Origin of the sequence: Caballeronia sp. ATUFL_F1_KS4A (assembly GCF_023630905.1) — a bacterium.
GTDB classification, from domain to species: Bacteria; Pseudomonadota; Gammaproteobacteria; order Burkholderiales; family Burkholderiaceae; genus Caballeronia; species Caballeronia zhejiangensis.
Genome location: NZ_JALQEB010000037.1, coordinates 107,142 through 129,508 on the forward strand (window position 1 = coordinate 107,142; position 22,367 = coordinate 129,508).

The 22,367-nt window shown below is 64.5% G+C and carries 21 protein-coding genes; 11 read left to right on the plus strand and 10 right to left on the minus strand.

From position 1 onward, the window contains the following. Window positions 1-6 precede the first annotated feature (6 nt). On the minus strand, window positions 7-2,814 hold the full coding sequence (locus tag NCS03_RS24110; protein ID WP_250529952.1) for a winged helix-turn-helix domain-containing protein: 2,808 nt from the start codon (window positions 2,812-2,814) through the stop codon (window positions 7-9). 296 nt (window positions 2,815-3,110) lie between these two features. Here NCS03_RS24110 and NCS03_RS24115 point away from each other — a divergent pair, with 296 nt between their 5' ends. Together NCS03_RS24115 and NCS03_RS24120 are read left to right on the plus strand one after the other, a co-directional pair. Then, entirely contained in the window at window positions 3,111-4,223 is a 1,113-nt protein-coding gene (locus tag NCS03_RS24115; RefSeq protein ID WP_250529953.1) for a porin, read from the plus strand. Between the two features lie 106 nt (window positions 4,224-4,329). Then, window positions 4,330-4,698: a BON domain-containing protein gene (locus NCS03_RS24120; RefSeq protein WP_063828775.1), complete on the plus strand. Its 369-nt coding sequence runs from the start codon at window positions 4,330-4,332 to the stop codon at window positions 4,696-4,698. Between the two features lie 60 nt (window positions 4,699-4,758). On the opposite strand, the gene NCS03_RS24125 is transcribed toward NCS03_RS24120, so the two are convergent. Continuing rightward, window positions 4,759-6,186, minus strand: a complete 1,428-nt coding sequence (locus NCS03_RS24125; RefSeq protein ID WP_175982023.1) for an aldehyde dehydrogenase family protein — start codon at window positions 6,184-6,186, stop codon at window positions 4,759-4,761. A 26-nt stretch (window positions 6,187-6,212) separates the two neighbouring features. Further along, complete coding sequence (locus NCS03_RS24130) at window positions 6,213-7,121, minus strand: TauD/TfdA dioxygenase family protein (protein ID WP_250458059.1); 909 nt, start codon at window positions 7,119-7,121, stop codon at window positions 6,213-6,215. Between the two features lie 171 nt (window positions 7,122-7,292). On the opposite strand from NCS03_RS24130, the gene NCS03_RS24135 reads away from it, so the two are divergent. After that, window positions 7,293-8,003, plus strand: coding sequence for a GntR family transcriptional regulator (locus NCS03_RS24135; protein ID WP_008347350.1), 711 nt, complete (start codon window positions 7,293-7,295; stop codon window positions 8,001-8,003). Between the two features lie 6 nt (window positions 8,004-8,009). On the opposite strand, the gene NCS03_RS24140 is transcribed toward NCS03_RS24135, so the two are convergent. Continuing rightward, window positions 8,010-9,302, minus strand: a complete 1,293-nt coding sequence (locus NCS03_RS24140) for an MFS transporter (protein ID WP_008347351.1) — start codon at window positions 9,300-9,302, stop codon at window positions 8,010-8,012. Between the two features lie 316 nt (window positions 9,303-9,618). Here NCS03_RS24140 and fae point away from each other — a divergent pair, with 316 nt between their 5' ends. Continuing rightward, window positions 9,619-10,152 (plus strand): formaldehyde-activating enzyme, encoded by a 534-nt coding sequence (gene fae, locus NCS03_RS24145; RefSeq protein WP_008347352.1) that lies wholly within the window; start codon window positions 9,619-9,621, stop codon window positions 10,150-10,152. 10 nt (window positions 10,153-10,162) lie between these two features. Here fae and NCS03_RS24150 read toward each other — a convergent pair whose 3' ends face one another. Then, entirely contained in the window at window positions 10,163-10,642 is a 480-nt protein-coding gene (locus tag NCS03_RS24150; protein ID WP_250529954.1) for an HVO_A0114 family putative DNA-binding protein, read from the minus strand. Continuing rightward, the gene (locus tag NCS03_RS24155; RefSeq protein WP_350029367.1) at window positions 10,639-10,998 is read right to left on the minus strand and encodes a toxin-antitoxin system TumE family protein; all 360 of its coding nucleotides are present in this window, start codon (window positions 10,996-10,998) and stop codon (window positions 10,639-10,641) included. The genes NCS03_RS24150 and NCS03_RS24155 overlap by 4 nt, the downstream gene beginning before the upstream one ends. 396 nt (window positions 10,999-11,394) lie before the next feature. On the opposite strand from NCS03_RS24155, the gene katG reads away from it, so the two are divergent. Further along, complete coding sequence (gene katG / locus NCS03_RS24160) at window positions 11,395-13,659, plus strand: catalase/peroxidase HPI (RefSeq protein WP_250458056.1); 2,265 nt, start codon at window positions 11,395-11,397, stop codon at window positions 13,657-13,659. Window positions 13,660-13,731: 72 nt separating this feature from the next. Here katG and NCS03_RS24165 read toward each other — a convergent pair whose 3' ends face one another. Further along, window positions 13,732-14,487 (minus strand): COG4705 family protein, encoded by a 756-nt coding sequence (locus NCS03_RS24165; RefSeq protein WP_250529956.1) that lies wholly within the window; start codon window positions 14,485-14,487, stop codon window positions 13,732-13,734. A 128-nt stretch (window positions 14,488-14,615) separates the two neighbouring features. Here NCS03_RS24165 and NCS03_RS24170 point away from each other — a divergent pair, with 128 nt between their 5' ends. Next, complete coding sequence (locus NCS03_RS24170; protein ID WP_175982014.1) at window positions 14,616-15,440, plus strand: isocitrate lyase/PEP mutase family protein; 825 nt, start codon at window positions 14,616-14,618, stop codon at window positions 15,438-15,440. A 9-nt stretch (window positions 15,441-15,449) separates the two neighbouring features. Here NCS03_RS24170 and NCS03_RS24175 read toward each other — a convergent pair whose 3' ends face one another. Next, the gene (locus tag NCS03_RS24175) at window positions 15,450-16,265 is read right to left on the minus strand and encodes a cytochrome c (RefSeq protein ID WP_008347363.1); all 816 of its coding nucleotides are present in this window, start codon (window positions 16,263-16,265) and stop codon (window positions 15,450-15,452) included. 161 nt (window positions 16,266-16,426) lie between these two features. Here NCS03_RS24175 and pssA point away from each other — a divergent pair, with 161 nt between their 5' ends. Next, entirely contained in the window at window positions 16,427-17,041 is a 615-nt protein-coding gene (pssA, locus tag NCS03_RS24180) for a CDP-diacylglycerol--serine O-phosphatidyltransferase (protein WP_033535860.1), read from the plus strand. Between the two features lie 3 nt (window positions 17,042-17,044). Here the strand turns inward: pssA and NCS03_RS24185 are convergent, their stop codons facing one another. Then, on the minus strand, window positions 17,045-18,262 hold the full coding sequence (locus NCS03_RS24185) for an MFS transporter (protein WP_250529957.1): 1,218 nt from the start codon (window positions 18,260-18,262) through the stop codon (window positions 17,045-17,047). 202 nt (window positions 18,263-18,464) lie between these two features. Between NCS03_RS24185 and NCS03_RS24190 the strand changes: the two genes are divergently transcribed. From NCS03_RS24190 to NCS03_RS24200, 3 genes are read left to right on the plus strand one after another with little or no spacing between them, the layout of a single operon-like run. Next, window positions 18,465-18,845: a response regulator transcription factor gene (locus NCS03_RS24190; protein WP_033535859.1), complete on the plus strand. Its 381-nt coding sequence runs from the start codon at window positions 18,465-18,467 to the stop codon at window positions 18,843-18,845. 60 nt (window positions 18,846-18,905) lie between these two features. Further along, a complete protein-coding gene (locus tag NCS03_RS24195; protein WP_250529958.1) occupies window positions 18,906-20,414 on the plus strand; it encodes a sensor histidine kinase in 1,509 nt (502 codons plus the stop codon). After that, entirely contained in the window at window positions 20,404-21,057 is a 654-nt protein-coding gene (locus NCS03_RS24200; protein WP_008347372.1) for a response regulator transcription factor, read from the plus strand. The genes NCS03_RS24195 and NCS03_RS24200 overlap by 11 nt, the downstream gene beginning before the upstream one ends. On the opposite strand, the gene NCS03_RS24205 is transcribed toward NCS03_RS24200, so the two are convergent. Further along, window positions 21,054-21,266, minus strand: coding sequence for a hypothetical protein (locus NCS03_RS24205; RefSeq protein WP_250529959.1), 213 nt, complete (start codon window positions 21,264-21,266; stop codon window positions 21,054-21,056). The two genes, NCS03_RS24200 and NCS03_RS24205, sit on opposite strands and share 4 nt — an antisense overlap. Window positions 21,267-21,677: 411 nt before the next feature. On the opposite strand from NCS03_RS24205, the gene NCS03_RS24210 reads away from it, so the two are divergent. Further along, on the plus strand, window positions 21,678-22,364 hold the full coding sequence (locus NCS03_RS24210; RefSeq protein ID WP_008347376.1) for a response regulator transcription factor: 687 nt from the start codon (window positions 21,678-21,680) through the stop codon (window positions 22,362-22,364). Window positions 22,365-22,367: the final 3 nt, after the last annotated feature.

The window sequence follows — 22,367 nt, forward strand, 5'->3', positions numbered from 1 at the left end:
CCGGGATCACGCGCCGTCGTTCAGCGCGAGGTCCCGCGAGCGCGCGACGGCTTCGTCGCGGCTCGACACGCCGAGCTTGCTGTAGATGTTCTTCAGATGCCATTTGACCGTCTCGGGCGATATGCCCATCGTCCGGGCGATCTTCTTGTTCGGCAACGCCTGCGCGAGCAGGCTCAACACCTTGGTTTCCCGCACGCTCAGGATTTCCGGCGCCTTCGCCTCGCCGGCGCGCACGCCTGATCCTGGCGCGTCCGGCCGCTTCGCCGTCGCGCGCGCTTGCGCGCTGCGCAGACGATCGGCGTAGAACTGCAACACCGCGCCCTGCGGTTCGGTCCGGACGGCGGCGCCGATCAGATCCAGCGCGGCGGGATGCGCATCGAGCAGCGTGCGCACGAGGCCCAGGCGATGTCCGTGGCGCACGGCGTCCAGCATGACCTGGCGCGCCGAATCCGCGTCGCCGCGAACGTGCGCCGTGACAGCCCTGCGCACTTCCAGAGACACGGTGCGTCGCTGCCAGCCGCGCGCCCGGCACAGTTCGATGAGCGGCGCGAGCGCATGCGCCGCCGCGTCGTGATCCTCGTGCGCCATGCGCCAGTCGATGTGCGCCTGCTGCGCGACGAAGCGGAAATCGGCCGCGTGCGCGAGCGAGCCGGCGCGCGCGGTCAGTTCGTCGAGCCGCGCGAGGCCCGCGTGCGCGGCGTCGAACTGGCCGCCCTGCAAGTCGCGCCGGACGCGCTGCGCGACGCAATGCGCGAGCGCGCGCCGCAGATCGTGCTTCGCGGCGTAATCCTCGAGCCGATCGAGACACGCGATCGCATCGAGCCGATGACCCGCGAGCCAGCGCGATGACGACAGCACCGTGAGCACGCTCGTCACCGCATCCGGAAACGACACGCGCTCGATGACGTCGAGACGTTCTTCGAGCAGCTTGCACGCCTGATCGGCATCGCCGGATTCGTAGAGCACTTCGCCGAGCAGCGCGGCGGCGAGCGCGGACGCCTCCGCCGCGGCGCTGCCCCGCGGTTCGGCCTCGTGGAGCACGTCGCGGCACACGCGCTCGGTGCGCAGCAGATCGCCTTCCAGCAGATGACCGAAACCCACGAGCGCGCGCCCGCTCAGCACGCCCGCCGACGTGCTCATGAGCGGCGTGCCGTCCGCGAGCACGGGCGCGCGGTCGGTCTGCGCGCGGCGCGCTTCGTCGAATTCGCCGCGCAGCGTATGCGCCCAGGTCAGCAGATTGTTGTGCGCGCCGATGGTGATGCCTTGCGCGTCGTCCGGCAGCGTGCGCAGCTGCGGCAGCAGTGTGCAGGCGGCGTCGAGATCGTCGCGCTGGACCGCGAGCGCGGCTTCCAGCAGCGTTACGCGATAGCGCGAGTGCGTGTCGTCGTGCGCGAGATCGGCGCGCAGCCGTTCGATCTCGCTCGCGCAAGCGTCGAACTCGCGATTGTAGAGATGCAGATGAATCATCCAGAGCCGCAGCCCGACGCGCGCCTGAATCTCGGCTTGCGGCAAGAGACGCATCAGCGCGACGATCCGGCGCAGTTCGCCGCGCGGCTGCAGGGCGCGCGCGATCTGCGCGACGAGATCGGCGGCGGCGGCGGGTTCGCCGGCGAGCACGGCGTGACGCACGGCTTCATCGGCGTAATCGTGCTCGCGGAACCACTGCCATGCCGTGTGATGCACTTGCCGCTGCTGCGCCTCGCTGCGTGCGCGAAAACGCTCCAGCAAGGTCTCGCGAAAGAGCGGATTCAGGCGATACCACACATTGCGTGCATCCTGACCGGCGGGCGCGAGAAAGAGATTGTCGCTTTCCAGACGGGCGAGCAGCTTGAGCACGCTGTCGGGATGATCCGCGCCGCCGATCAGCGCGACGCACAAGGGCGCGCAGAGCCGCTCGCACACGGCCATCCGCATGAGCAGCTCGCATTCGCTCGCGGCGAGCCGCGACAGCACTTCGCGTCCGAAATACTCCGCGAACGTGTGGATGTCGAGCAGCGGTGCGTCCGCGAACGCTTCATCGAGCGCGAGCTGCTTCGGCGCGACGTTCCCGCGCTTCGCGCCGACCACCATCAGCTGCAGCCCGGCGATCCAGCCATCGGTCATTTCGTGCATGCGGCGCGCGTCGCGCGGGGCGATGTCGCGAAGCTGCGATTTGAGAAACGCGAACGATTCCGCCATCGAAAAGCGCAGATCGCGCATGTCGAGTTCGAGCAGCAGACCTTCGTCGCGAATGCGGCCGACGGACAGCGGAATCGCGCCGCGCGACGCGATCGCGACATGCAGATTCGGCGGCGCGTAATCGAGCAGCCATTGCAGCGATTGATGACAGCGCCGATCCGTCAGCCGATGCAGATCGTCGAGCACGAGCACGAGATCGCCCTGACGGCCCGCGATGCCGCGCACCAGCGCGATGATCGTGCGTTCGACCGCTTCGTCGTCGAGGCCGCGGCCGCCGAGCAGGGCGGCGTCGCCGGCGATCGACGGATCGACTTGCGCGAGGCTCGCGGCCAGTGCGTCGAGGAACCGGGCGAGGTCGTCGGTTTCATCGGACAGCGTGAGCCACGCGACCTGAAACGCTAGCGGATAAAGCGCCTCGCGCCACGCGATGAGCGCGGTCGTCTTGCCGTAGCCCGCCGGGCCTTGCATCACGATGCAGCGCTTGCGCCGGGCTTCGACGAGCTGCGCGACGAGCCGCTCGCGGCCCACGATGCGCGTCGATATGCGCGGCGATGCGCAGGCCGGATCGGACGCGGATGCCCGCGCGGTGTCGTCATCGGAATGATTCGGATAGCGAAGGAGGATCGTTTCAGTCATCAAGCACCTGCGTCTTTCAAGGTGGGACAAAACTCCGATGCCGGCGATTCTAGCGTTCACGACGCGCCGTGCCCGCTAGGGAACACGCGTAGTCCGGCGCGGGAACTATCGGAGTACGGCAATGGTTCGCTCGACGAACGAACTGGGGTATTCCCGCGCCTACTCGATTCGGGTAGTGGTGACGCGAAGACGCCCTGCAACACTGAATCGGACGGGATCGGAGGGGCGTCGGCGTGCGTCGCGTGCATCGGACAAACGCGCCGGGGAGACCAAAAACCCATAACGAGGAGACAGCTATGTGTATCGTCAGGAAGAGCGTTGCCGGTGCGGCCCTTGCGGTCGTGGCGAGCGGCGCGGCGGCCCAGTCCAGCGTCACGCTTTACGGCGTCGCGGACGCATTCTTTCAGTGGTACGCCAACGGCGGCCAGCATTCCTGGTCGATGCGAAGCGGCGGCAACAGCGGTTCGATGGTCGGCCTGAAGGGCAGCGAAGATCTCGGCAGCGGCCTGAAGGCCGTGTTCACGCTGGAGAGCGGCTTCAACATCAACAACGGCACCGCTTTCGCCGATTCCTCGGTGATGTTCTATCGTCAGGCGTGGGTCGGTCTGTCGCACGAAAAGTACGGCTCGCTGACGTTCGGCCGGCAGTATCAGCCGACGTTCTGGTCGCTCTATCCGACCGATCCGTTTCGCGCGAACGAAGTGCTCTCGCCGCTCGCGGCATCGGCGAATTCCATCGACCGAAACACGATCGCCACGCAGACGGGCGGCGGCCGTTCGAGCAATGCGATCGTCTACAAGTCGCCGAATCTCAGCGGATTCCAGCTTTGGGGCATGTATGCGCTCGCGGCGTCCGTGACGCAGCCGTATCCGCAGAGCACGGGCAACATGCTCGATGTGGCCGCCACGTACTCCGGTTACGGGCTGTACGCAGGCGTGTCGTATCAGTTCCAGCATCCCGGATCGAAGACCTTGCCGGGATTGCCGGCTGCGGTGAACACGGTGTCCGTCGAGCATTACACGGCGGCGCTCGCGTATCGCATCGGCATCGTGAATCTGCAGGCCAACTACACGTATCACAAGCCGGAGAATCCGGCCGCGGGTTCCGTCGCGGCGCGGCTGAACGCGGCGCATCCGTTCAGCGTCGCGGAAATCGGCGCGACGATTCAGGCGACGCCCGCCGACGCCATCGAAATCGCCGGCTTTCAGCGCCTCGCGCGCGGCGTGCATGACAACACCTGGGGCGTGCAGGTCGGCGCGGATCATAGCCTCTCGAAGCGCACGACCCTTTATGCGCGCGCGGGCTTCATGAAGAACAACGGCCTCGCGACGACCGCCTGGCCCGGCTACACGACGACCGCGGGCGAGAATCAGACGCTCGTCGGCGTCGGCATGTCGCATCGCTTCTGATTGACAGCGGGCGCGCTTCGTCCGAACCTGCGGGCGCGGCGGAGTGCGCCGTTCGGCATTCATCGCATCGAGCATCGTTACAACAAACATGTCGGAAAATCACACTATGAAATTACTTCGAACTGCAAAGCTGATGATCGGCGTCGCCGCCGTCAGCGCATCGTTTTATGGCAACGCGCAGAGCGGCGCGTCGGCGCCCGTGAGCGCGTCCGTGCCGGCGATGGCATCGGCGGCGAATGGCGGCAAGACTTCGTCGAAAGCGGCGGATCGCGCGCTGCGCCGGAAGATCCTCACCGCGCTCGCCGACGCAAAGGGAATGCGCGCGGCCGGCATCACTGTGCGCGCCACCGACGGCGACGTGCTGCTCGAAGGCTGGGTTCCCGAAGTCGCGCAGATCGAGCAGGCGACGCGCGTGGCGCAGGGCGTGCCGGGCGTGAAAACGGTGCGCAACACGCTGACGCTCTCGACGTTCTGATAGCGCTTGAACGTTCCTTCATGGCCCCGCGCCGGTTTGCGCCGACGCGGGGCGTTTGCATTACGCGCAGCCGGCGATCGACTTCGTTTCGAGGAACTCGGACAAACCGTGCTCGCCGAACTCGCGACCGTTGCCGGATGTCTTGTAGCCGCCGAAAGGCGCGTTCAGGTCGAGCGTCGCGCCGTTGAGCATCACCGCCCCCGCGCGCAGATGATCCGCGACGCGACGCGCGCGCGCCGCGTCGGATGACGACACGTAGGCGGCGAGACCGAAGTCGGTATCGTTGGCGATGTCGATGGCTTCGTCTTCGCTCGAATACGGAATCATCACGACGACCGGACCGAAAATTTCCTCGCGCGCAATGCTCATGTCGTTGCGCACGTTGGCGAACACGGTCGGGCGCGCGTAGAAGCCGCGCGTGAGCGTATCGGGCCGGCCGGGGCCGCCGGCTGCGAGCGTCGCGCCTTCGTCGATGCCGCGCTGGATCATCTGCTGCACGCGCTCGTACTGACGCCGATTCGAGATCGGGCCGAGTTTGGTATCGGGATGCGCCGGATCGCCGACCGTCAGCGCGTTCGCGGTCGCGGCAGCGATTGCTACGGCGTGGTCGTGCAGACGCTTCGGCACCAGCATGCGCGTCGGCGCGATGCACGTCTGGCCGGAGTTGAGCATGCAGAAGATCACGCCGTTCGATACGGCGCTCTTCAGATCGGCGTCGTCGAGGATCAGGTTCGGCGACTTGCCGCCCAGCTCCTGCGTGACGCGCTTCACGGTCGGCGCCGCTTTCATCGCGACATCGACACCCGCGCGCGTCGATCCGGTGATCGACACCATATCGACACCGCGATGGCTCGCGAGCGCCCCGCCGATGTCGGCGCCATCGCCGTAAATCATGTTGAACACGCCGGCTGGCACGCCCGCGTCGTGGAGAATCTGCGCGAAAAGCTCGGCGTCGAGCGGCGTGATTTCCGATGGCTTCAACACGATGGTGCAGCCCGCCGCAAGCGCGGGCGCGACTTTCGCCGCGATCTGATTGAGCGGCCAGTTCCACGGCGTGATGAGCGCCGCCACGCCGATCGCCTCGCGCACGATCTGCGTGCGTCCGCGCGTGGCGACGAACGGGAAGTCCTGCAGCGCGGTCAGCGTGCCGTGAAACTGGCCGAGTCCGGCGGGCGCCTGCTTCTCGCGCGCAAGCCATGCGGGCGCGCCCATTTCCGTGGTGATCGCGTCGGCGAGCGCGCCCATGCGTTCCTTGTACAGCGTCATGACGCGGCTCAGCAACGCCGCGCGCGTCGCGACGCTCGTGCGCGACCACGCGGGAAACGCGGCGCGCGCCGCTGCGACCGCGGCGTCGACGTCGGCGCTCGTGCCCATCGCCACGCGGCCGATGACGTCTTCCGTCGCGGGATTGACGATGTCGGCGAAATGCGCGCCGGCGGCCGGCTCGACCCAACGTCCGCCGATATAGAACTTGTTCAACTCTTTCACGGTTTCTCCATTGCGTGATGACGCGCTCAGACCGGGCGCTCACCGATGATCGTCGCGCGCATCATGCGGCGCACGGCGGGATAGTAGTCCTGAACGGCATAGTGCTGCGTGGCGCGGTTGTCCCAGAAGGCGATCGTGTGCGGCTCCCATTTCAGGCGCACTTGATATTCCGGCGCGGCCGCTTGCCGGAACAGATACTGAAGGAGGTCCATTTCGGCCAGCTTGAGATCGAAGCCGAAGCGATAGCCCGCGATCTCCGCGTAGTTGGAGAAATGCGTCGTGAATGCCTCGTTGACGAAGAGCAGCTTCTCGCCGGATTCGGGATGCGTGCGGACCACCGGATGCGTGACGGCCGGGTTTTGCGCGCGCACGGTGATGCGCTGTTCGGGCGGCAGCATCGAGCCGAAGAGCGGCATCAGATCGTGCACGGCGATGAGGCCCTCGAGACGCGCTTTGACTTCGGCGGGCAGGTTCTCGTAGGCGAGCGCCATGTTCACCCAGATGGTGTCGCCGCCGGTTGGCGGACATTCGGCGCAACGCAGGATCGAGCCCATCGACGGCACTTCGCGCCACGAAACATCGCTGTGATAGATGTTTTCGCGGCCGCGCTTCTTGTCGGACTTGTCGAAGACGACGAGCTCCGGATGATCGGGATGATGCGCGATGACGGGATGCACTTCCAGCTTGCCGAACCGCTGCCCGAGCGCGACGTGCTGCGCGGGCGTAATGTCCTGATCGCGGAAGAACAGCACCTTGTAGCGGATCAGCGCGCGGCGCAGCGCGAGATACGTCGGCTCGTCGAGCGGCTGGCGCAGGTCGATGTCGCTCACGTAAGCGCCGATCGCGGGCGTGGCCTGCGTGACGGTGAACGGCCAGATTTCGCCTGGAGCCGAATCGGAAGTGCGTGCTTCGATGGTCGAACCGGCTTGCTGCATGTCGATCTCCCGTTGATGCGGCGTCGCCAAAACAGGCGCCCGAGCCGCGATGCTCGCGAGCATGGTCGCACAGCCTGTCATAACAGGTGTACCGGTTAAAACCCGTAGCCTGTCATGACAGCTACAATCGCCGTCAGTGTTTCGATCCACCGGACAAGATAAAAGGGCGCCATGACACAAACTCGTTTCAGGCAGATCGAAGAAGCGTTGCGGCAGCAGATCATCGCCAACGATCTCGCGCCGGGCGTCAAGCTGCCGTCGGAAGCGGAACTCGTCGAACAATATGGCGCGAGCCGCATCACGATCCGGCAGGCGCTCGCCGGGCTGCATGCGAGCGGGTTGATCGAGAAGATCAACGGGAAGGGAAGTTTCGTCACGCGTCCGTCGGAGCGCTCGGATCTCGGACAACTGACCGGTTTCTACGAAGCGGCGCGCAAGCGCGGCCAGACGGCCAACGGCGAACTGCTGTCGGTGCGGACGATCACGCCGCCGCCGTTCGCGATGGAAGCGCTCGGCTTAAGCGAAGGCGACACGCTCGTCTGCGCGACGACCTTGCGTCTGTGGGACGCCGCGCCTGTCGCCATGTTCATGGTGATGGCCGACCCGGCGCTCATGGACGCACTCGTCGCCGAAGACCTCGAAACGAACGACGTCACGAGCATTCTCGAAGAACGCCTCGGTTATCGGCTGAAGCATCTGGAAACCGAGAGCGCCGCGATCGCCGCCACGAAAGAGCACGCGCGGCGGCTGAAGGTGGATCCGGGCGCGCCGCTTCTGCGCGTCCGGTGCACGCCTTTCGACATTCAGGGCAAGGCGCTGTGCTGCGCCGAACTGCTGTTTCGCGGCGACCGCTTCGCGTACAAGGCGAAGGTGTCGCGCTAGCCGCGCTCAGGCGGCGCTCGTCGCGACCGGCTCGGTCGAAGCGCGCGGCGCGCGATCCGGATGCATCCAGCGCAGCGCGATGAGCGTGGCGACGATCAGCATGGCGGCGGTCGTCGCGAAGCCCAGTTCGTAGGCGTGGGCACTCGTGCTGCCGTGCGCCTGCACGATGCGGCCGATGACCATCGGCGCGATCGCCGCGCCCGTGCTCGCGAGCGCGGTGTGGATGCCGATGAGCGCGCCGCGCTGCGCATCCGGCACGACTTCGGACAGCACGGCGGGCGCGAGCGCGAAACACACGGCCGGCAGCGCGCCGGCCACCGCGAACACGGCGACCTTCTGCGCGGAGCTGAGGCCCGGCAGCATCAGCGCGAAGAAAAGGCACGCGGATATCGCGAACGCGGCGCACAGCAAACGCACGCGTGCGCTGCGAGACGACGCCCCGCGAGCGAGCATGCGCTGCGACAGCCAACTGAGCCCGAGGCTGAACGGCGCCGCGGTGGCGATCACGAGCGCGAAGCAGCGTCCGGACGCGATACCGGAGAAGCCGAGCGCTTTTTCGAGGTAACTCATCAGCCAGGTCGTGTTGGCGCCGAGCATCCAGTAAGCGGCGAAACCGAGCATGAACACGCTGAGGACGGTCGGATTGCTCAGGAGCTTGCGATACGGCACTTTCTGAGGCGCGGCGTCGGCACTGGCGTTGCCGCGCGGACGCCGCGCAAGATTGCCCTCGCGTCCGACGAACAGCCACACGACGCTCCACAACGCGCCGACGATGCCGAGCAGGATGAAGTTCATGCGCCAGCCCCAGTGATGCGTGATCACCGGAATGAGCAGGCCCGCGAGCAGCAGGCCGACCATCGCGCCCTGATTGAGCAAGGCGACCGGCATGTTGCGCTTTTCGTCGGGAAACCATTTGTAGAGCGCGTGTACGGAAACGGGATAGAACGGGCCTTCCGCCGCGCCGAGCACCATGCGGCTCAGGAGAAATGCGGCCATGCTGCTGAAGAGCGCCTGCGGAATCTGCAGCACGGCCCACATGACGCCCATCGCGAGCAGCAGCCAGCGGGTCTGGATGCGGTTCGACAGAAAGCCGACCAGCACCGTCGATACGGCGAACAGCCAGAAGAAGCTTCCCGCGACGACGCCGAATTGCGCCGGCGACAGGTTCAGATCGCGCATCAGCGGCACGGCCACCATGCCGAGCACGATCTTGTCGAGGAAATTGATGAGGGCAAGCGCCGTCAGCATCAGCGTCGTCAACCACGCCGCGCGTGGCCTGTAACCGTCGAGTGAGTTCATGGGTCGGATCGGCTCAAAAATGCGGCGCCCGTTCGGGCCGCGGGGTGCGTTGTAGGTTTCGCCGCGCGCGCTCGCGCGGAGTGCAAGCTGCACGTCGCCACGTTAAGTGCGCCTGACGAACCGCACCCCCACCCGAAACAGGGAGGACAGGGAAAACGCCGTCCCGCACAGTGTGTCACGCGGCGGGCGCAGACTGTTCGCCGCCTCGTTGCCTGGATTGCCGGCGCGCCGTGCATCACGCGGATGGCATCGTCCTTGCAAACGGTTCTTCCTTCGGACTATCGAACCATCGTTCAGCCCTGAAAGGAGAGTGCTCATGAGTCTGGATCTGACCTTCCGCGCAGGCGAAGCAACCGTGCTGGCGGCGCCGGGACAAGCGACCGACGCGATGCCCGAAATTCTCATCGGCCGCGTCGACGGGCCGGTCGGCCACGCGTTCGCCAACATGATGGCGCAATCGAAAGGACACACGGCGATGTTCGCGATACGCGCGTGCAATCAGATGGTGCGCCCGGCGACGATGATCGTGCCGAAAGTGACGCTGAAGGACATGGCGAACATCGATCTGTTCGGCGGCGTGGTGCAGTCCGCAACCGCCGATGCGGTCGTCGATTGCCTGATAGAAGGCATCCTGCCGAAGGATCAGGCGAACGATCTGTGCATCATCAGTCTGGTGTGGATCGATCCGCGTTGCGCGACGGACGCGAACATCGACAAGAAGGACATGTACCGCACGAATTACGAAGCGACCAAGCTCGCCATTCAGCGCGCCATGAGCAACGAGCCGAGCGTGGAGGAACTCATCGCGAATCGCCACACGATCAAGCACGACATGGACGACTGGAGCTGAATTCCGCGGCTCAGCGGTTTCCCGCCGGACGCGGCTCGCGCTTTCGTGGCGCCGCTCGCCGACGCGGGCTGCGCGGCGACGGTGCGCAATCTTCGCCGATGGCGGTGCCGGCGGATTTGTGCTGCGCGGCGGGCGGCGCGAGATCGGCCGCTTTCAAGGTGAAGTTGACGCGCACGGTGTCGTACGGAAACACGATGGCGCCGTGCTCGTCGTGTTCCAGCAAGCCGGCTTCGAGAAGCGCTTGCACGTCGCGATGCACGCCTTTCACGTCGCGTTCGAGCCGGCGCGACAGCGCGCGGATCGACATCGGGCCGGCGCCGGTCATCGCGCGGATGATTTGCCAGCGGGGCGTGGTGAAGGTGCGGAAGAGGAGTTCGGGCGTGGCGTAGGAGAAGAACCTTCCTGGGAACTTGCCGCTCTTGACCGTGGCAAGAACGCGCTCGCTGAACTCTTCCAGCGACGCGATGCCGATCGTGACGGTCTTCATCATCTTGAGCTCCATCTGTTCCAGACTTGCACATTCGTGAAGAAGTCGGCGCATAACTGCTCGACCGACGTAAATTCATAAAGTGTCTCGACGTTCGCGAAGTGACGGTGATCGCCTTTGCCTCGCTCGTTGTCGTAACGCAGCACGCACTCGCCAGCGACGACATACGCAAGCCTGTATTTATATGAATATGTGCATCCCGGAACAGGCTCAGGGACATGCCATATCGTTAGTTCGACGAAACCACCGGAAGGCATCTCCTCTCGCGCACCCAGGACGAGCGGAGCTTTTCTGTTGGACGTTCTGACAACGCCATAGTGTGTTGTCAAATACTCCAACACCCGGCCGCCGCCCGCCATTCCCCGAACGGACGACTTGACACACCTTCGCTGCCAAGCTCGCGAGACGCTGCTAGACTGACACGCGCGTTGAGCTGCGCGCTTTCATGACGAAAAGAAGTCAGACGCGCCGCCCGCGATTCCGCACTGCAACATGCCCGCGCGAAACAAACGCGCCATCGCCTTATAGCCGTCACCTATCGGCGGCATTGCAAAAATCGCATTCTATTGAGCGCCGCTCTCACGTATTTTTTAAGTTGCACAAGGCTGTCGGGATGAACCACGCATCGCCCGATGCACGCCGCGAAATCCCTTATCGGACCAGGTTCGTGCAGCGCCTCGCATGGATCTGACGCCATGGTAGTCAGTAGCACAAGAACTAGTACTAGTGGGTACGTCCTCGCAAGGAGATAACGCATGTCAAACGAATCGAAGTGCCCGTTTACGCATGCCGCCGGCACCGGAACGACCATCCGTGACTGGTGGCCGCGGCAACTGCGGGTAGATCTGCTGAGTCAGCATTCCGACAAGTCGAATCCGCTCGGCTCGGGTTTCGACTATGCCGAAGCATTCAAGAGCCTCGACCTCGCCGCGGTCAAGAAAGATCTCGCGGAGGTCATGACCGATTCGCAGGAATGGTGGCCTGCCGACTTCGGCCACTACGGTCCGCTGTTCATCCGGATGGCGTGGCATAGCGCGGGCACGTATCGCATCGGCGATGGCAGGGGAGGCGGCGGACGCGGCCAGCAACGTTTCGCGCCGCTCAATAGCTGGCCGGACAACGTCAGCCTCGACAAGGCGCGCCGCCTGCTCTGGCCCGTCAAGCAGAAATACGGACAGAATCTTTCATGGGCCGATCTGATCATCCTCGCCGGCAACGTCGCGCTGGAAACGATGGGCTTCAAGACGTTCGGCTTCGCGGGCGGACGCGAAGACACATGGGAGCCGGATCAGGACGTCTACTGGGGCAATGAAAAGACCTGGCTCGGCGGCGATGTCCGCTACGGCAAGGGCGCGGCCGGCAACGATGAAGATCAGGGCGTCATCACCGCCGACGAACAGAAGCACGGCGAGGAAGTCAGCCGCACCGACGGCGGCCGCAATCTGGAGAATCCGCTGGGCGCGGTGCAGATGGGCCTGATCTATGTCAATCCGGAAGGCCCGGACGGCAATCCCGATCCGCTCGCGGCGGCGCATGACATCCGCGAGACTTTCGCCCGCATGGCGATGAACGACGAAGAAACCGTCGCGCTGATCGCCGGCGGCCATACGTTCGGCAAGACGCACGGCGCGGGGCCTTCCGATAACGTCGGTCCGGAGCCGGAATCGGCGGATCTGGAAAACATGGGCCTCGGCTGGAAGAACAGCTACGGCAGCGGGAAGGGCGCGGACACGATCACGAGCGGCCTCGAAGTCACCTGGACCACGACGCCGACGAAGTGGGGCCAGGGATTCTGGGAGAACCTTTTCGGTTACGAATGGGAACTGACGAAGAGTCCCGCGGGCGCGAATCAGTGGATCGCGAAGGATTCGACGGAAACCATCCCGCACGCGCACGACCCGTCGAAGAAGATCAGGCCGACGATGCTGACGACGGACCTGTCGCTGCGCTTCGATCCGGAATACGCGAAGATTTCCAAGCGCTTCTGGGAGAATCCAGACCAGTTCGCCGACGCCTTCGCCCGCGCGTGGTTCAAGCTGACGCATCGCGACATGGGTCCGAAGGCTCGCTATCTCGGGCCGGAAGTGCCGGAGGAAGAACTGCTGTGGCAAGACCCGATTCCGGCGGTGGATCATCCGCTCGTCGGTGATCAGGATGTCGCGGGGCTCAAGCAGAAGGTGCTGGCGTCGGGGTTGTCGATTACCGATCTGGTGTCGGCGGCGTGGGCATCGGCATCGACGTTCCGGGGCTCCGACAAGCGCGGCGGCGCGAACGGTGCGCGCATTCGTCTCGCTCCGCAGAAGGACTGGGAGGCGAACAGGCCTGAACAGCTCGGCAAGGTCTTGTCGACGCTCGAAGGCATTCAGAAAGAATTCAACGGCGCGCAAGTGGGCGGCAAGAAGATCTCGATGGCCGATCTGATCGTGCTGGCGGGCAACGCGGCGATCGAGAAGGCGGCGGAGAAGGCGGGCCACACGGTCACGGTGCCGTTCACGCCGGGCCGCATGGACGCGTCGCAGGACAAGACAGACGTGCTCTCGGTCTCGGCGCTCGAACCGGTCGCCGATGGCTTCCGCAACTTCGTCAAGTCGAACGTGCGCGTGCCCGTCGAGACGCTTTTGATCGACAAGGCGCAATTGCTGACGCTGACCGCGCCGGAGATGACAGCGCTCATCGGCGGTTTGCGCGCGCTCAACGTGACCGCCGCAGACAACGCGCACGGCGTCTTCACCGACAAGCCCGAAACGTTGACGAACGACTTCTTCGTCAACCTGCTCGACATGAATACGGAGTGGTTGCCGATGTCGTCGCGCCGCGATGTGTTCGAAGGGCGCGATCGCAAGTCGGGGCAGCGCAAGTGGACCGCCAGCCGCGTCGATCTGATCTTCGGCTCGCATTCGGTGCTGCGCGCGCTCGCCGAAGTCTATGCGAGCAGCGATGCGAAGGAGAAGTTCGTCAGCGACTTCGTCGCGGCGTGGACGAAGGTGATGAACCTCGACCGCTTCGATCTGAAGAAGTAAGCGGCCAGGCTGGTAGAAGCTGCAGGCAACGCGGCGGTCCTTCGGGGCCGCCGTTTCTTCTTGCAACGCGCTTCAATGCGCGACGCGCGCGGGCCGCTGCTTGAAGAGAAATCCGCACACGACGATGAACATCGCGAGCGCGATCGACGCGCCGTAGCGGCTCATCGCGAGACCGCCGTTCGCGACCGGCTTGTCGAGAAAATCGCCGACTACGGCGCCGAGCGGCCGCGTCAGGATGAACGCGCTCCAGAACAGCAGGGTGCGCGAAACGTTCGTGAACCGATACGCGAGCACGATCAGCAACAGCGCGCCGCCGAAGATCGTCGCGGCGCCCGTGTAGCCGAAGCCCGCGGTGTCGGCGGTCCAGTCGCCGAGCGCGGTGCCGAGGGTCTGCGAGAACATGATCGTGACCCAGTAGAAGGCTTCCGCTTTCGGCGATGCGATCGTCGATACGGAGACCGATCCCATCGCGCGATGCCACACCGCGAGCGATGCGATCAGCAACGCGAGCAAGATCGCGCCTCCGCCTGCATAGCCGATGCCGAGCGAGCGGTCCGCGAAGTCGGCGAGCGTGGTGCCGACGGTCGTCGTCGCGATGATCGTGATCCAGTAGAGCGCGGGCTGGAATCGCTCCGCCTTGACTTGCGCAATCACCGCGACGACGAACACGGCCGCGAAGATGAACGTGCTCACCAGATAGCCGAGGTTCATCGACATCGAGAGTGCGTCGCCGCCGGTTTCGCCGAGCGTCGTCGCCGCTATCTTGATGATCCAGAACGCCAGGGTCAGTTCGGGGACCTTGGCGAGTGCATTTTCTGTTCGCTCCATGTCGTCTCTCATGCGAGGAAAGACTCGAGCGTAGGGGTAAGGGCTTAGGAGAGGCTTAGTACGAGCACCATTTCGTCCCTTCGCGTATCGTCGACGTTCCGACCCGTTCATCCACAAGGAGCCACGCCATGCCCCGCACCGTCGCCGAGAAACGCGCCGCTTTTCGCGCGCTGCACGAATCCGGCTGCTTCATGTTGCCGAATCCCTGGGACGTCGGTTCCGCCCGCTATCTCGCGACGCTCGGCTTCAAGGCGCTCGCGACGACGAGCTCGGGCTTCGCATGGTCCAAAGGTCATGCGGACAATCACATGCAGCGCGACGCCGTGCTCGCTCATCTGCGCGAAATCGTCGAGGCGACGGATTTGCCCGTGAACGCCGACTTCGAAAGCGGCTTCGGCGCGACGCCCGACGAAGTGGCTCAAAGCGTGATGCTCGCGGTGGAGGCGGGCGTCGCGGGCTTGTCGATCGAGGATTCGACCGGCGACGCATCCGCGCCGCTCTTTGCGCTCGATGTCGCCGTGGCGCGCATGAAGGCGGCGCGGCGCGCGATCGACGCAAGCGGCGGCGACACCTTGCTCGTCGGCCGCGCGGAAAACTTCTTCGCGGGCAAGCCCGATATCGACGATGCCATCGCGCGTCTCAAGGCGTATTCCGATGCCGGCGCCGATTGCCTCTACGCGCCCGGCATCAAGACGCGCGAGCAGATCGAAGCCGTCGTGAAGGCGGTCGCGCCGAAGCCGGTGAACCTGCTGATCGGCGGCGTGTCCGAGTTCACGCTGAGCGACGTCGCCGCGCTCGGCGTGCGGCGCGTGAGCGTCGGCGGAGGGCTTGCGCGCGTCGCGTGGGGCGGGTTCATGCGCGCGGCGCAAGGACTTGTCGATGGCCGCTTCGACGGGTTCAAGGACGCCGCGGCGGGCAACGATCTCAACGCGATTTTCGACGCGCGCGCGTAACGTACCCGGCTACTTCTTGCGCTTCGCCATGTAGCCGAGATACGCGATGACCGCATCGAGATCGCTATCGCTGATCGCGTTCTTGTCGAAGCCGGGCATCTTCATGTCGGCCCACGCGCGAATCGACTTCGGATCGCGGATGTACCCCTTCAGCGCCCACGGCTGAAAATATTCGGTCGGATTATGCGGACGATTCAGGTCCGGGCCGACCGACGCATCGCCCGCGCCGTTCAGCTTGTGGCAGACCATGCATTGCGTCGTGAAGACGGTCATGCCGCGACGTATCGGCGAATTGGCGGGCACGCTCTTGTCGACGGCGATCTGCGGGAAGCGCGCGGCGAGCGTCGGCGCGATGCGAATCGCGTCGACCTTGAACGGCCACTGCTCGCTCGTGACGCCCGACGCGGCCGGATCGATCCACACGACATAGAACGGACCGACATCGCCGCTGCCCGGCACCTGTGGCCAAGGGTCGTCCGCCGGCTCGATCGCGAGCCACGGTTCGGCGCGCTTCTTCGCATCGCCGAACAGCAGCTTCGCGGAAAAGTGCGTGACGAAACCGTCGGTGGCCGTGACCTGAAGCTCCTTGCCCGCGGGCAGTTCCGTGATGCCGAGCAGCGCGCGCAAGGGCACGGCGCGATACGTCATGCTGCGATGAAACGTGACGTCGTTCGGCACGCGGATGATCGCGGCATCCGGGCGCGCGAGCAATTGATCGGCCGTGAGCGAGCGCTCGCCGCCGACGTTGATCGTGAGCGATGCGGCCATCGATGACGCGCAGGCGAGCATCAGGCTCGCGAGCGCCAGGGCGCGTTTGAACATCATGGTCGCGGTCCTCCTTTGCGTGCGGTGATGATACTGCCTCGCGCCGTTTGCCACGATGCGTGGCATGCGGAGTGCTAAGGGAAAGAGGGCGCGATGATAGACTTGAAAGTCTCGCGGCGCTGGCCATCGGCGCTGCCCGAACGTCACGAAAACAGAAACGAATGAAAGCCAAACGATTCTCGATGATCCGCGATTTCCATCTGGCCGACTGGTTCACGCTGGGCAACGCGGTGTGCGGCACGGGCGCGCTTTTCTCGTCGATGTCCTATCTCGACGACTCCGATGTGCTGCATATCTATCTCGCTTGCGCGCTCGTGTTCGCGGCGCTCGTGTTCGACGTGCTCGACGGCCGCATCGCGCGCTGGCGTCAGAAGGCGTCGCTCTTGGGCAAGGAGCTGGACTCGCTCGCCGATGTGATCTCGTTCGGCGTCGCGCCGGCGATCATCGGCTATGGGTTCGGCATGCGCGGCCTCTACGACCGCGTGATCCTGGCCTATTTCGTCGCGTGCGGCGTGTCGCGGCTCGCGCGCTACAACGTCACGACCGAAGAGATGTCGGGCGCAAGCGGCAAGGTCACGCACTTCGAAGGCACGCCCATTCCCACATCGTTTCTCATCGTGCTGCTGCTGACCATCGGCGCGTGGTCCGGCGCGATCGGCGAAAGCATGTGGCTCGGCACGGTGCGTCTCGGCGGCTTCACGCTGCATCCGCTCGTGCTGATCTACGCGATCTCCGGCTCGCTGATGATCAGCCGCATCCGCATTCCCAAGCCGTGAGGATCAGGCGCTGGCCGAAGCCGCGTGATGCCGCCCGATCAGCAGAAAGTGCGCGAGCGCGATGAGCGGAAAGCACGTCGCGACGCTCGCGACGAGCGTCCAGCCGCCGTGCTCGTAAAGCTGGCTCGCGAACGCCGAGCCGAATGCGCCGCCCACGAAAATGCTCGTCATGTAGACGGCGTTCAGCCGGTTGCGGCTCGCGGCGTGTAGCGCGTAGATTTCACGCTGGCCGAGCACCATGTTCATCTGCACGGCGAAATCGAGCACGATGCCCGTCACGACAAGCGCGCCCACGCCCCACGCGGGATGAATCACCACGGGAAGATACGCGATCGCCGCGAGAATCAGCGCGATGAAGGTCGCGCGCACGGTGTGGCCCGCATCGGCGAGACGCCCGGCGATCGGCGCGGATGTCGCCCCGGTCGCGCCGATCAGCGCGAAGATGCCGATGGCCGTCTGCGAAAGCCCGTAATGACGCGTCAGTTCGATCGGAATGCCGGTCCAGAAGAGACTGAACGACGCGAACATCAGCCCTTGATAAAGCGAGCGATGACGCAGCACCGGCATCGTTCGCACGAGATGCCCGAGCGAGCCGATGAGCTGAAAATACGTCGCCTGATGATCTGGCTTGCGGCTCGGAATCGTGAACGCGAGCACGCTCGTGATGCCGATCATCAACACGGCGGCCGCGCCGAACATCGCGCGCCAGCCGAAGTGGCCCGCGACGAGACTCGATATCGGCCGCGACAGCAGAATGCCGAGCAACAACCCGCTCATGATCGTGCCGACCACTTTGCCGCGCGATTCGTCCGGCGCGAGATGCGCGGCGAGCGGAATCAGAATTTGCACCGCCACCGACGAAAAGCCGATCACGAGCGAGATCAGGAGAAACCAGCCGGGCGTGTGCGTGAACGTGGCGGCCGTGAGACTCGCGATCGACACGAGCGCGGTCGCGATCATGAGCTTGCGGTTTTCGAGCAGATCGCCGAGCGGCACGATGAAGAACAGCCCGAGCGCATAGCCGATCTGCGTGAGCGACACGATCAGGCTCGCCGTGCCGCCCGCCATGTGCAGATCGGGCGCGATGAGTTCGATGATCGGCTGCGCGTAATACAGATTCGCGACGATCGCGCCGCAGCAGAAGGCGAAGAGCGCGATCAGGCCGCGCGTGAGTTCGACGTGCTTGCCGCCGTCGCGTGTGGTCGAAGCTGAAGCCGGCATGTAAACAGACCCTGAGGTAGCAGAACGGGACTATACGTTGTCGGCGCATTTCCCGCAGAAAGGGCTCACGCCGTTTCATCAGATGAAAGCGGGCGCTTCGGACCTATACCTTCATGTTATTTCGCGGCACGAGGCGCGTGCGTAAGATGGCTTCCAATCAGGCGTGGATCAGTTCATTGCGCGCCGAAACAGGACAACGCCCTTGCAATCGCCTTCCAGAGTTTCCGTGATCGACGATGACGAATCCGTCCGCGTCGCCTCTTCCAGTCTGCTGCGCTCGCTCGGCTGGGAGGTCAGCCTGTACGCGTCGGCGGAGACGTTTCTCGACGCAGATCCGCTCGACGGCCTCGCGTGCATCATCACCGATCTCAACATGCCCGGCATGTCCGGCCTGCAACTTCAGCAACGTCTGCACGAGCTGAATCTGAACGTGCCGGTCATGTTCATCACCGCGTTCGCATCCGATGCCGCGCGCCGTCAGGCGCTCGACGGCGGCGCGGTGTGCTTTCTCAGCAAGCCCGTCGATGGAACCGCCGTCGCCGATTGCCTCGAACGCATTCGGCAAGGATTTTTGAAGGATTAGAATGCTTCGCGTAATCTGGCGCGGGCCCGGACCTTTCCAACGAACGCCGATGATTGATTGATGGAGACATTCCAGAGCGCGCCGCGCGCGGTGCGTCACGATACGCGCATCGTGTCGATGCTCGCGGCGGCCATCGCGCTCGCCGTGTTTCTGATCGACGCGCTCACGCCGCTCGATATCGCCATCGCGGTGCTGTATGTCGTCGTCGTGCTGCTGATCGCATCGACGGGCAATCGCACCGCGACGGTCGCGACCGCGTGGGGCTGCGTCATCCTCACGCTCGTCGGCTTCATTCTTTCGCACGACGAGAACGTCTCGGGCGGCGCGCTCGCACGCTGCGCGGTGAGCCTGCTCGCAATCGGCACGACCGCCGTTCTCTCGCTGCGCATTCAGGCCACGACGATGCAGCGCAAGCGCATGGAAGCCGAGTTGCAGCGTCAGCGCGATGCATTGAAGCGCAGCGAAGCGTTCCTGCTCGATGCGCAGCGGCTTTCGCTTACCGGCAGCATCGCGACGCGTCTGCCCGCCGGCACGATGTGGTGGTCCGACGAGGCGTATCGCATCTTCGATTATCCGCGCGACATGACGCCTTCCATCGATGCAATTCTCGCGCGCTCGCATCCCGACGACATCGCGATCGTGCGCGGCGCGCATGAAGCGGCGCTGTCCAGCGTGCGCGATATCGATGTCGAGCATCGGCTGCTGCTGCCGGATGGAACCGTGAAGCACGTTCATTACGTGGCGCATCGTGCATCGAGCGAAAACGACGGCGGCGAATACGTCGGCGCGCTGATGGACGTCACCGAAACCAAGCTCGCGCAGGAAGCGCTCGCGCGCTCGACCGCCGAACTCGCGCATGTGACGCGCGTGACGATGCTGGGCGAGCTGGCCGCGTCGATCGCGCACGAAGTCACGCAGCCGATGGCCGCGATCGTCACGAGCGGCGGCGCCGGCTTGCGCTGGCTCAATCGCGCGCAACCGGACATCGCGGAGGCGCAGCAATCGATCGCGCAGATGGTCCGCGACGCCAAGCGCGCGAGCGAAGTCATCGCACGCATTCGCGCGATGGCGAGAAAGCGCGACAGCCAGCCCGCGACGCTCGAAGTCAACGAGATCGTCGGCGAGACGATCGAGCTCGTGCGGCGCGAACTCGCGCGTCATCGCGTGGATGTGCGCGCCGATCTCGCGACGCCGTCGCCGACGGTGCGTTGCGACCGCGTGCAGTTGCAGCAGGTGCTCATCAATCTGATGATGAACGCGGCGCAGGCGATGTCCGCCGTGAACGGGCCGCGTGTGTTGCGTGTGGCGACGCGCGAGAGCGACAGCGATCCCGGTTACGCTCAGATCGTCGTGCAGGATTCGGGCACGGGCATCAGCGACGAGAACGCGCGGCGTCTATTCGATGCGTTCTTCACGACGAAGGCCGAAGGCATGGGCATGGGCTTGTCGATCTGCCGTTCGATCATCGAGGCGCACGGCGGCAGGATATGGGCGGAATCGCCCGATGAAGGCGGCGCGCGTCTGCTTTTCGTGCTGCCCGAAAACGAGAGAAGAGACGATGAGCAATGACAAGCACGCCGCGATGGTCTACGTGGTCGACGACGACGAATCGATGCGCGATGCGCTGCGCATGCTGCTGCGTTCCGTCGGACTGAACGTGACGACGTTCGCGTCCGCGCACGAGTTCCTTGCGCACGACATGCCCGAAGTGCCGAGCTGTTTGATCCTCGACGTTCGGCTGAAAGGGCAGAGCGGTCTCGCCGTGCAGGAGCAGATGGCCGCGAGCCAGCTCGGCTTGCCGATCGTCTTCATGACGGCGCACGGCGACATAGCGATGACGGTGAAAGCGATGAAAGCGGGTGCGAAGGATTTTCTCGCGAAGCCGTTCCGCGATCAGGACATGCTCGATGCCGTCGCGCAGGCGCTCGAAGCCGATGAAGAACGGCGCGCGGCGAGCCGCTCGGTCGCGGACTTGCGGCGCGCGTATGAGTCGCTGACGCCGCGTGAGCGCGAGGTGATGGCGTTCGTCGTGTCGGGTCTGATGAACAAGCAGATCGCAGCGGAGATGAATCTGAGCGAGATCACGGTGAAGATTCATCGCGGCCAGGCGATGAAGAAAATGGCCGCGCGTTCGCTGGCCGACCTGGTGCTAAAAGCCGAAGCGCTCGGCGTGAAGATGCCGCAAGGCGCATCGACGCCGCCGCGCGCCTAGCGGTCTTGCATTATCGAGGGCGCGGTTTCTTCGCTCAACGCGATGCGTTCGAGCGGCAACTGCGTGTCGTAACCGGCGCGATCGAGCGCGCTCCAGTCGTGCGGCGCGCTCAGCGAATACCACGTTCCGAACGCCAGAACGGCGGCGCAAGCGGATAACAGCCTGCGTGTCGATGTATCGCCCATGATGCGCTCCCGATGCGTGACCATGACGTCAGCTTAGAGAAGCGCATGCGCGCGCGCCATTCTACGAACGGCTCGGCGTGCTTATACGAACGTTTGATGCAAGCAAGGCAGGTCTTCGCCATTTCGAAATCGATCGATATATCGGCGCCCGGATCGCGCGTAATCTCCCGTCGTAGTTTTAAGTCTGCCCCCGTTCAGCCGCCGTTGCGTTAGCCCGGCGGCTTTTTTTCGTGTGTACGTCCGCTATCCGCAATACGGCGATGTGCCTTGCTCGGCAAACCATCGGCTTTCATGACGCAAGTCGAACGTTTCGTCCTTCCCGGTTCGTTTCAAAGTCGTTCTATATCGAGCCGAAATCCCGGTCGATATTGTTCATCCGGATCGTTATCCATATTCAGTACGGTTGAGCTAAGCAGATTTCGGGGAGATGAAACGATGGCGAAAGACATTCGAGTCGCAATAGTCGACGATCATCCGATCGTCCTGTGCGGCCTCAATAAAGCATTACTTGAAGCGGGATTCAACGTACGTGGCGTGGAAAGCAGCGCCGACGGTTTGATGAACGTCCTTGAAAATGAAGCGTGCGATGTGGTCGTGGCCGATTATTCGATGCCGGATGCTTCCTCGTTGGACGGCTGGCAATTTCTGACCGCCTTGTCGAGCAAATACCCGAAGTTGCCCGTCGTCGTTTTCAGCGAATTCGACGATCCATTTCTCGTGGGAAGTCTCGCGCAACGCGGCGTCGCTGGCGTGGTCAGCAAGCGCGAAAACATGTCTGAAATGCTTGTCGCGATCCATACGCTCTTCGCTGGCGGGCGCTATTTGTCTCCCGTCGCGCAATCGGCAGTAGAGCGCTTCAATGTGTCGCCGGAGTTGAGCCGCTTCACCGCGCTCACGCGTCGGCAGATGGAGATCGCGGGCTTGATGCTATGTGGTCTTTCTGTATGCGAAACAGCGCGCCTGCTCGATCGCCGAATGAATACGATCAGCTCTCAGCGTGCGGCGGCTTGCAAGCGACTGGGGTTTTCCCGGGAATCCGAGATGTATCGCTTCGCGGCGAGTCACGGATTGTCGTTGGAGCGTTCGCAAATCGGCGTCGAATTCGACGCGATCCGGGGGTAAATG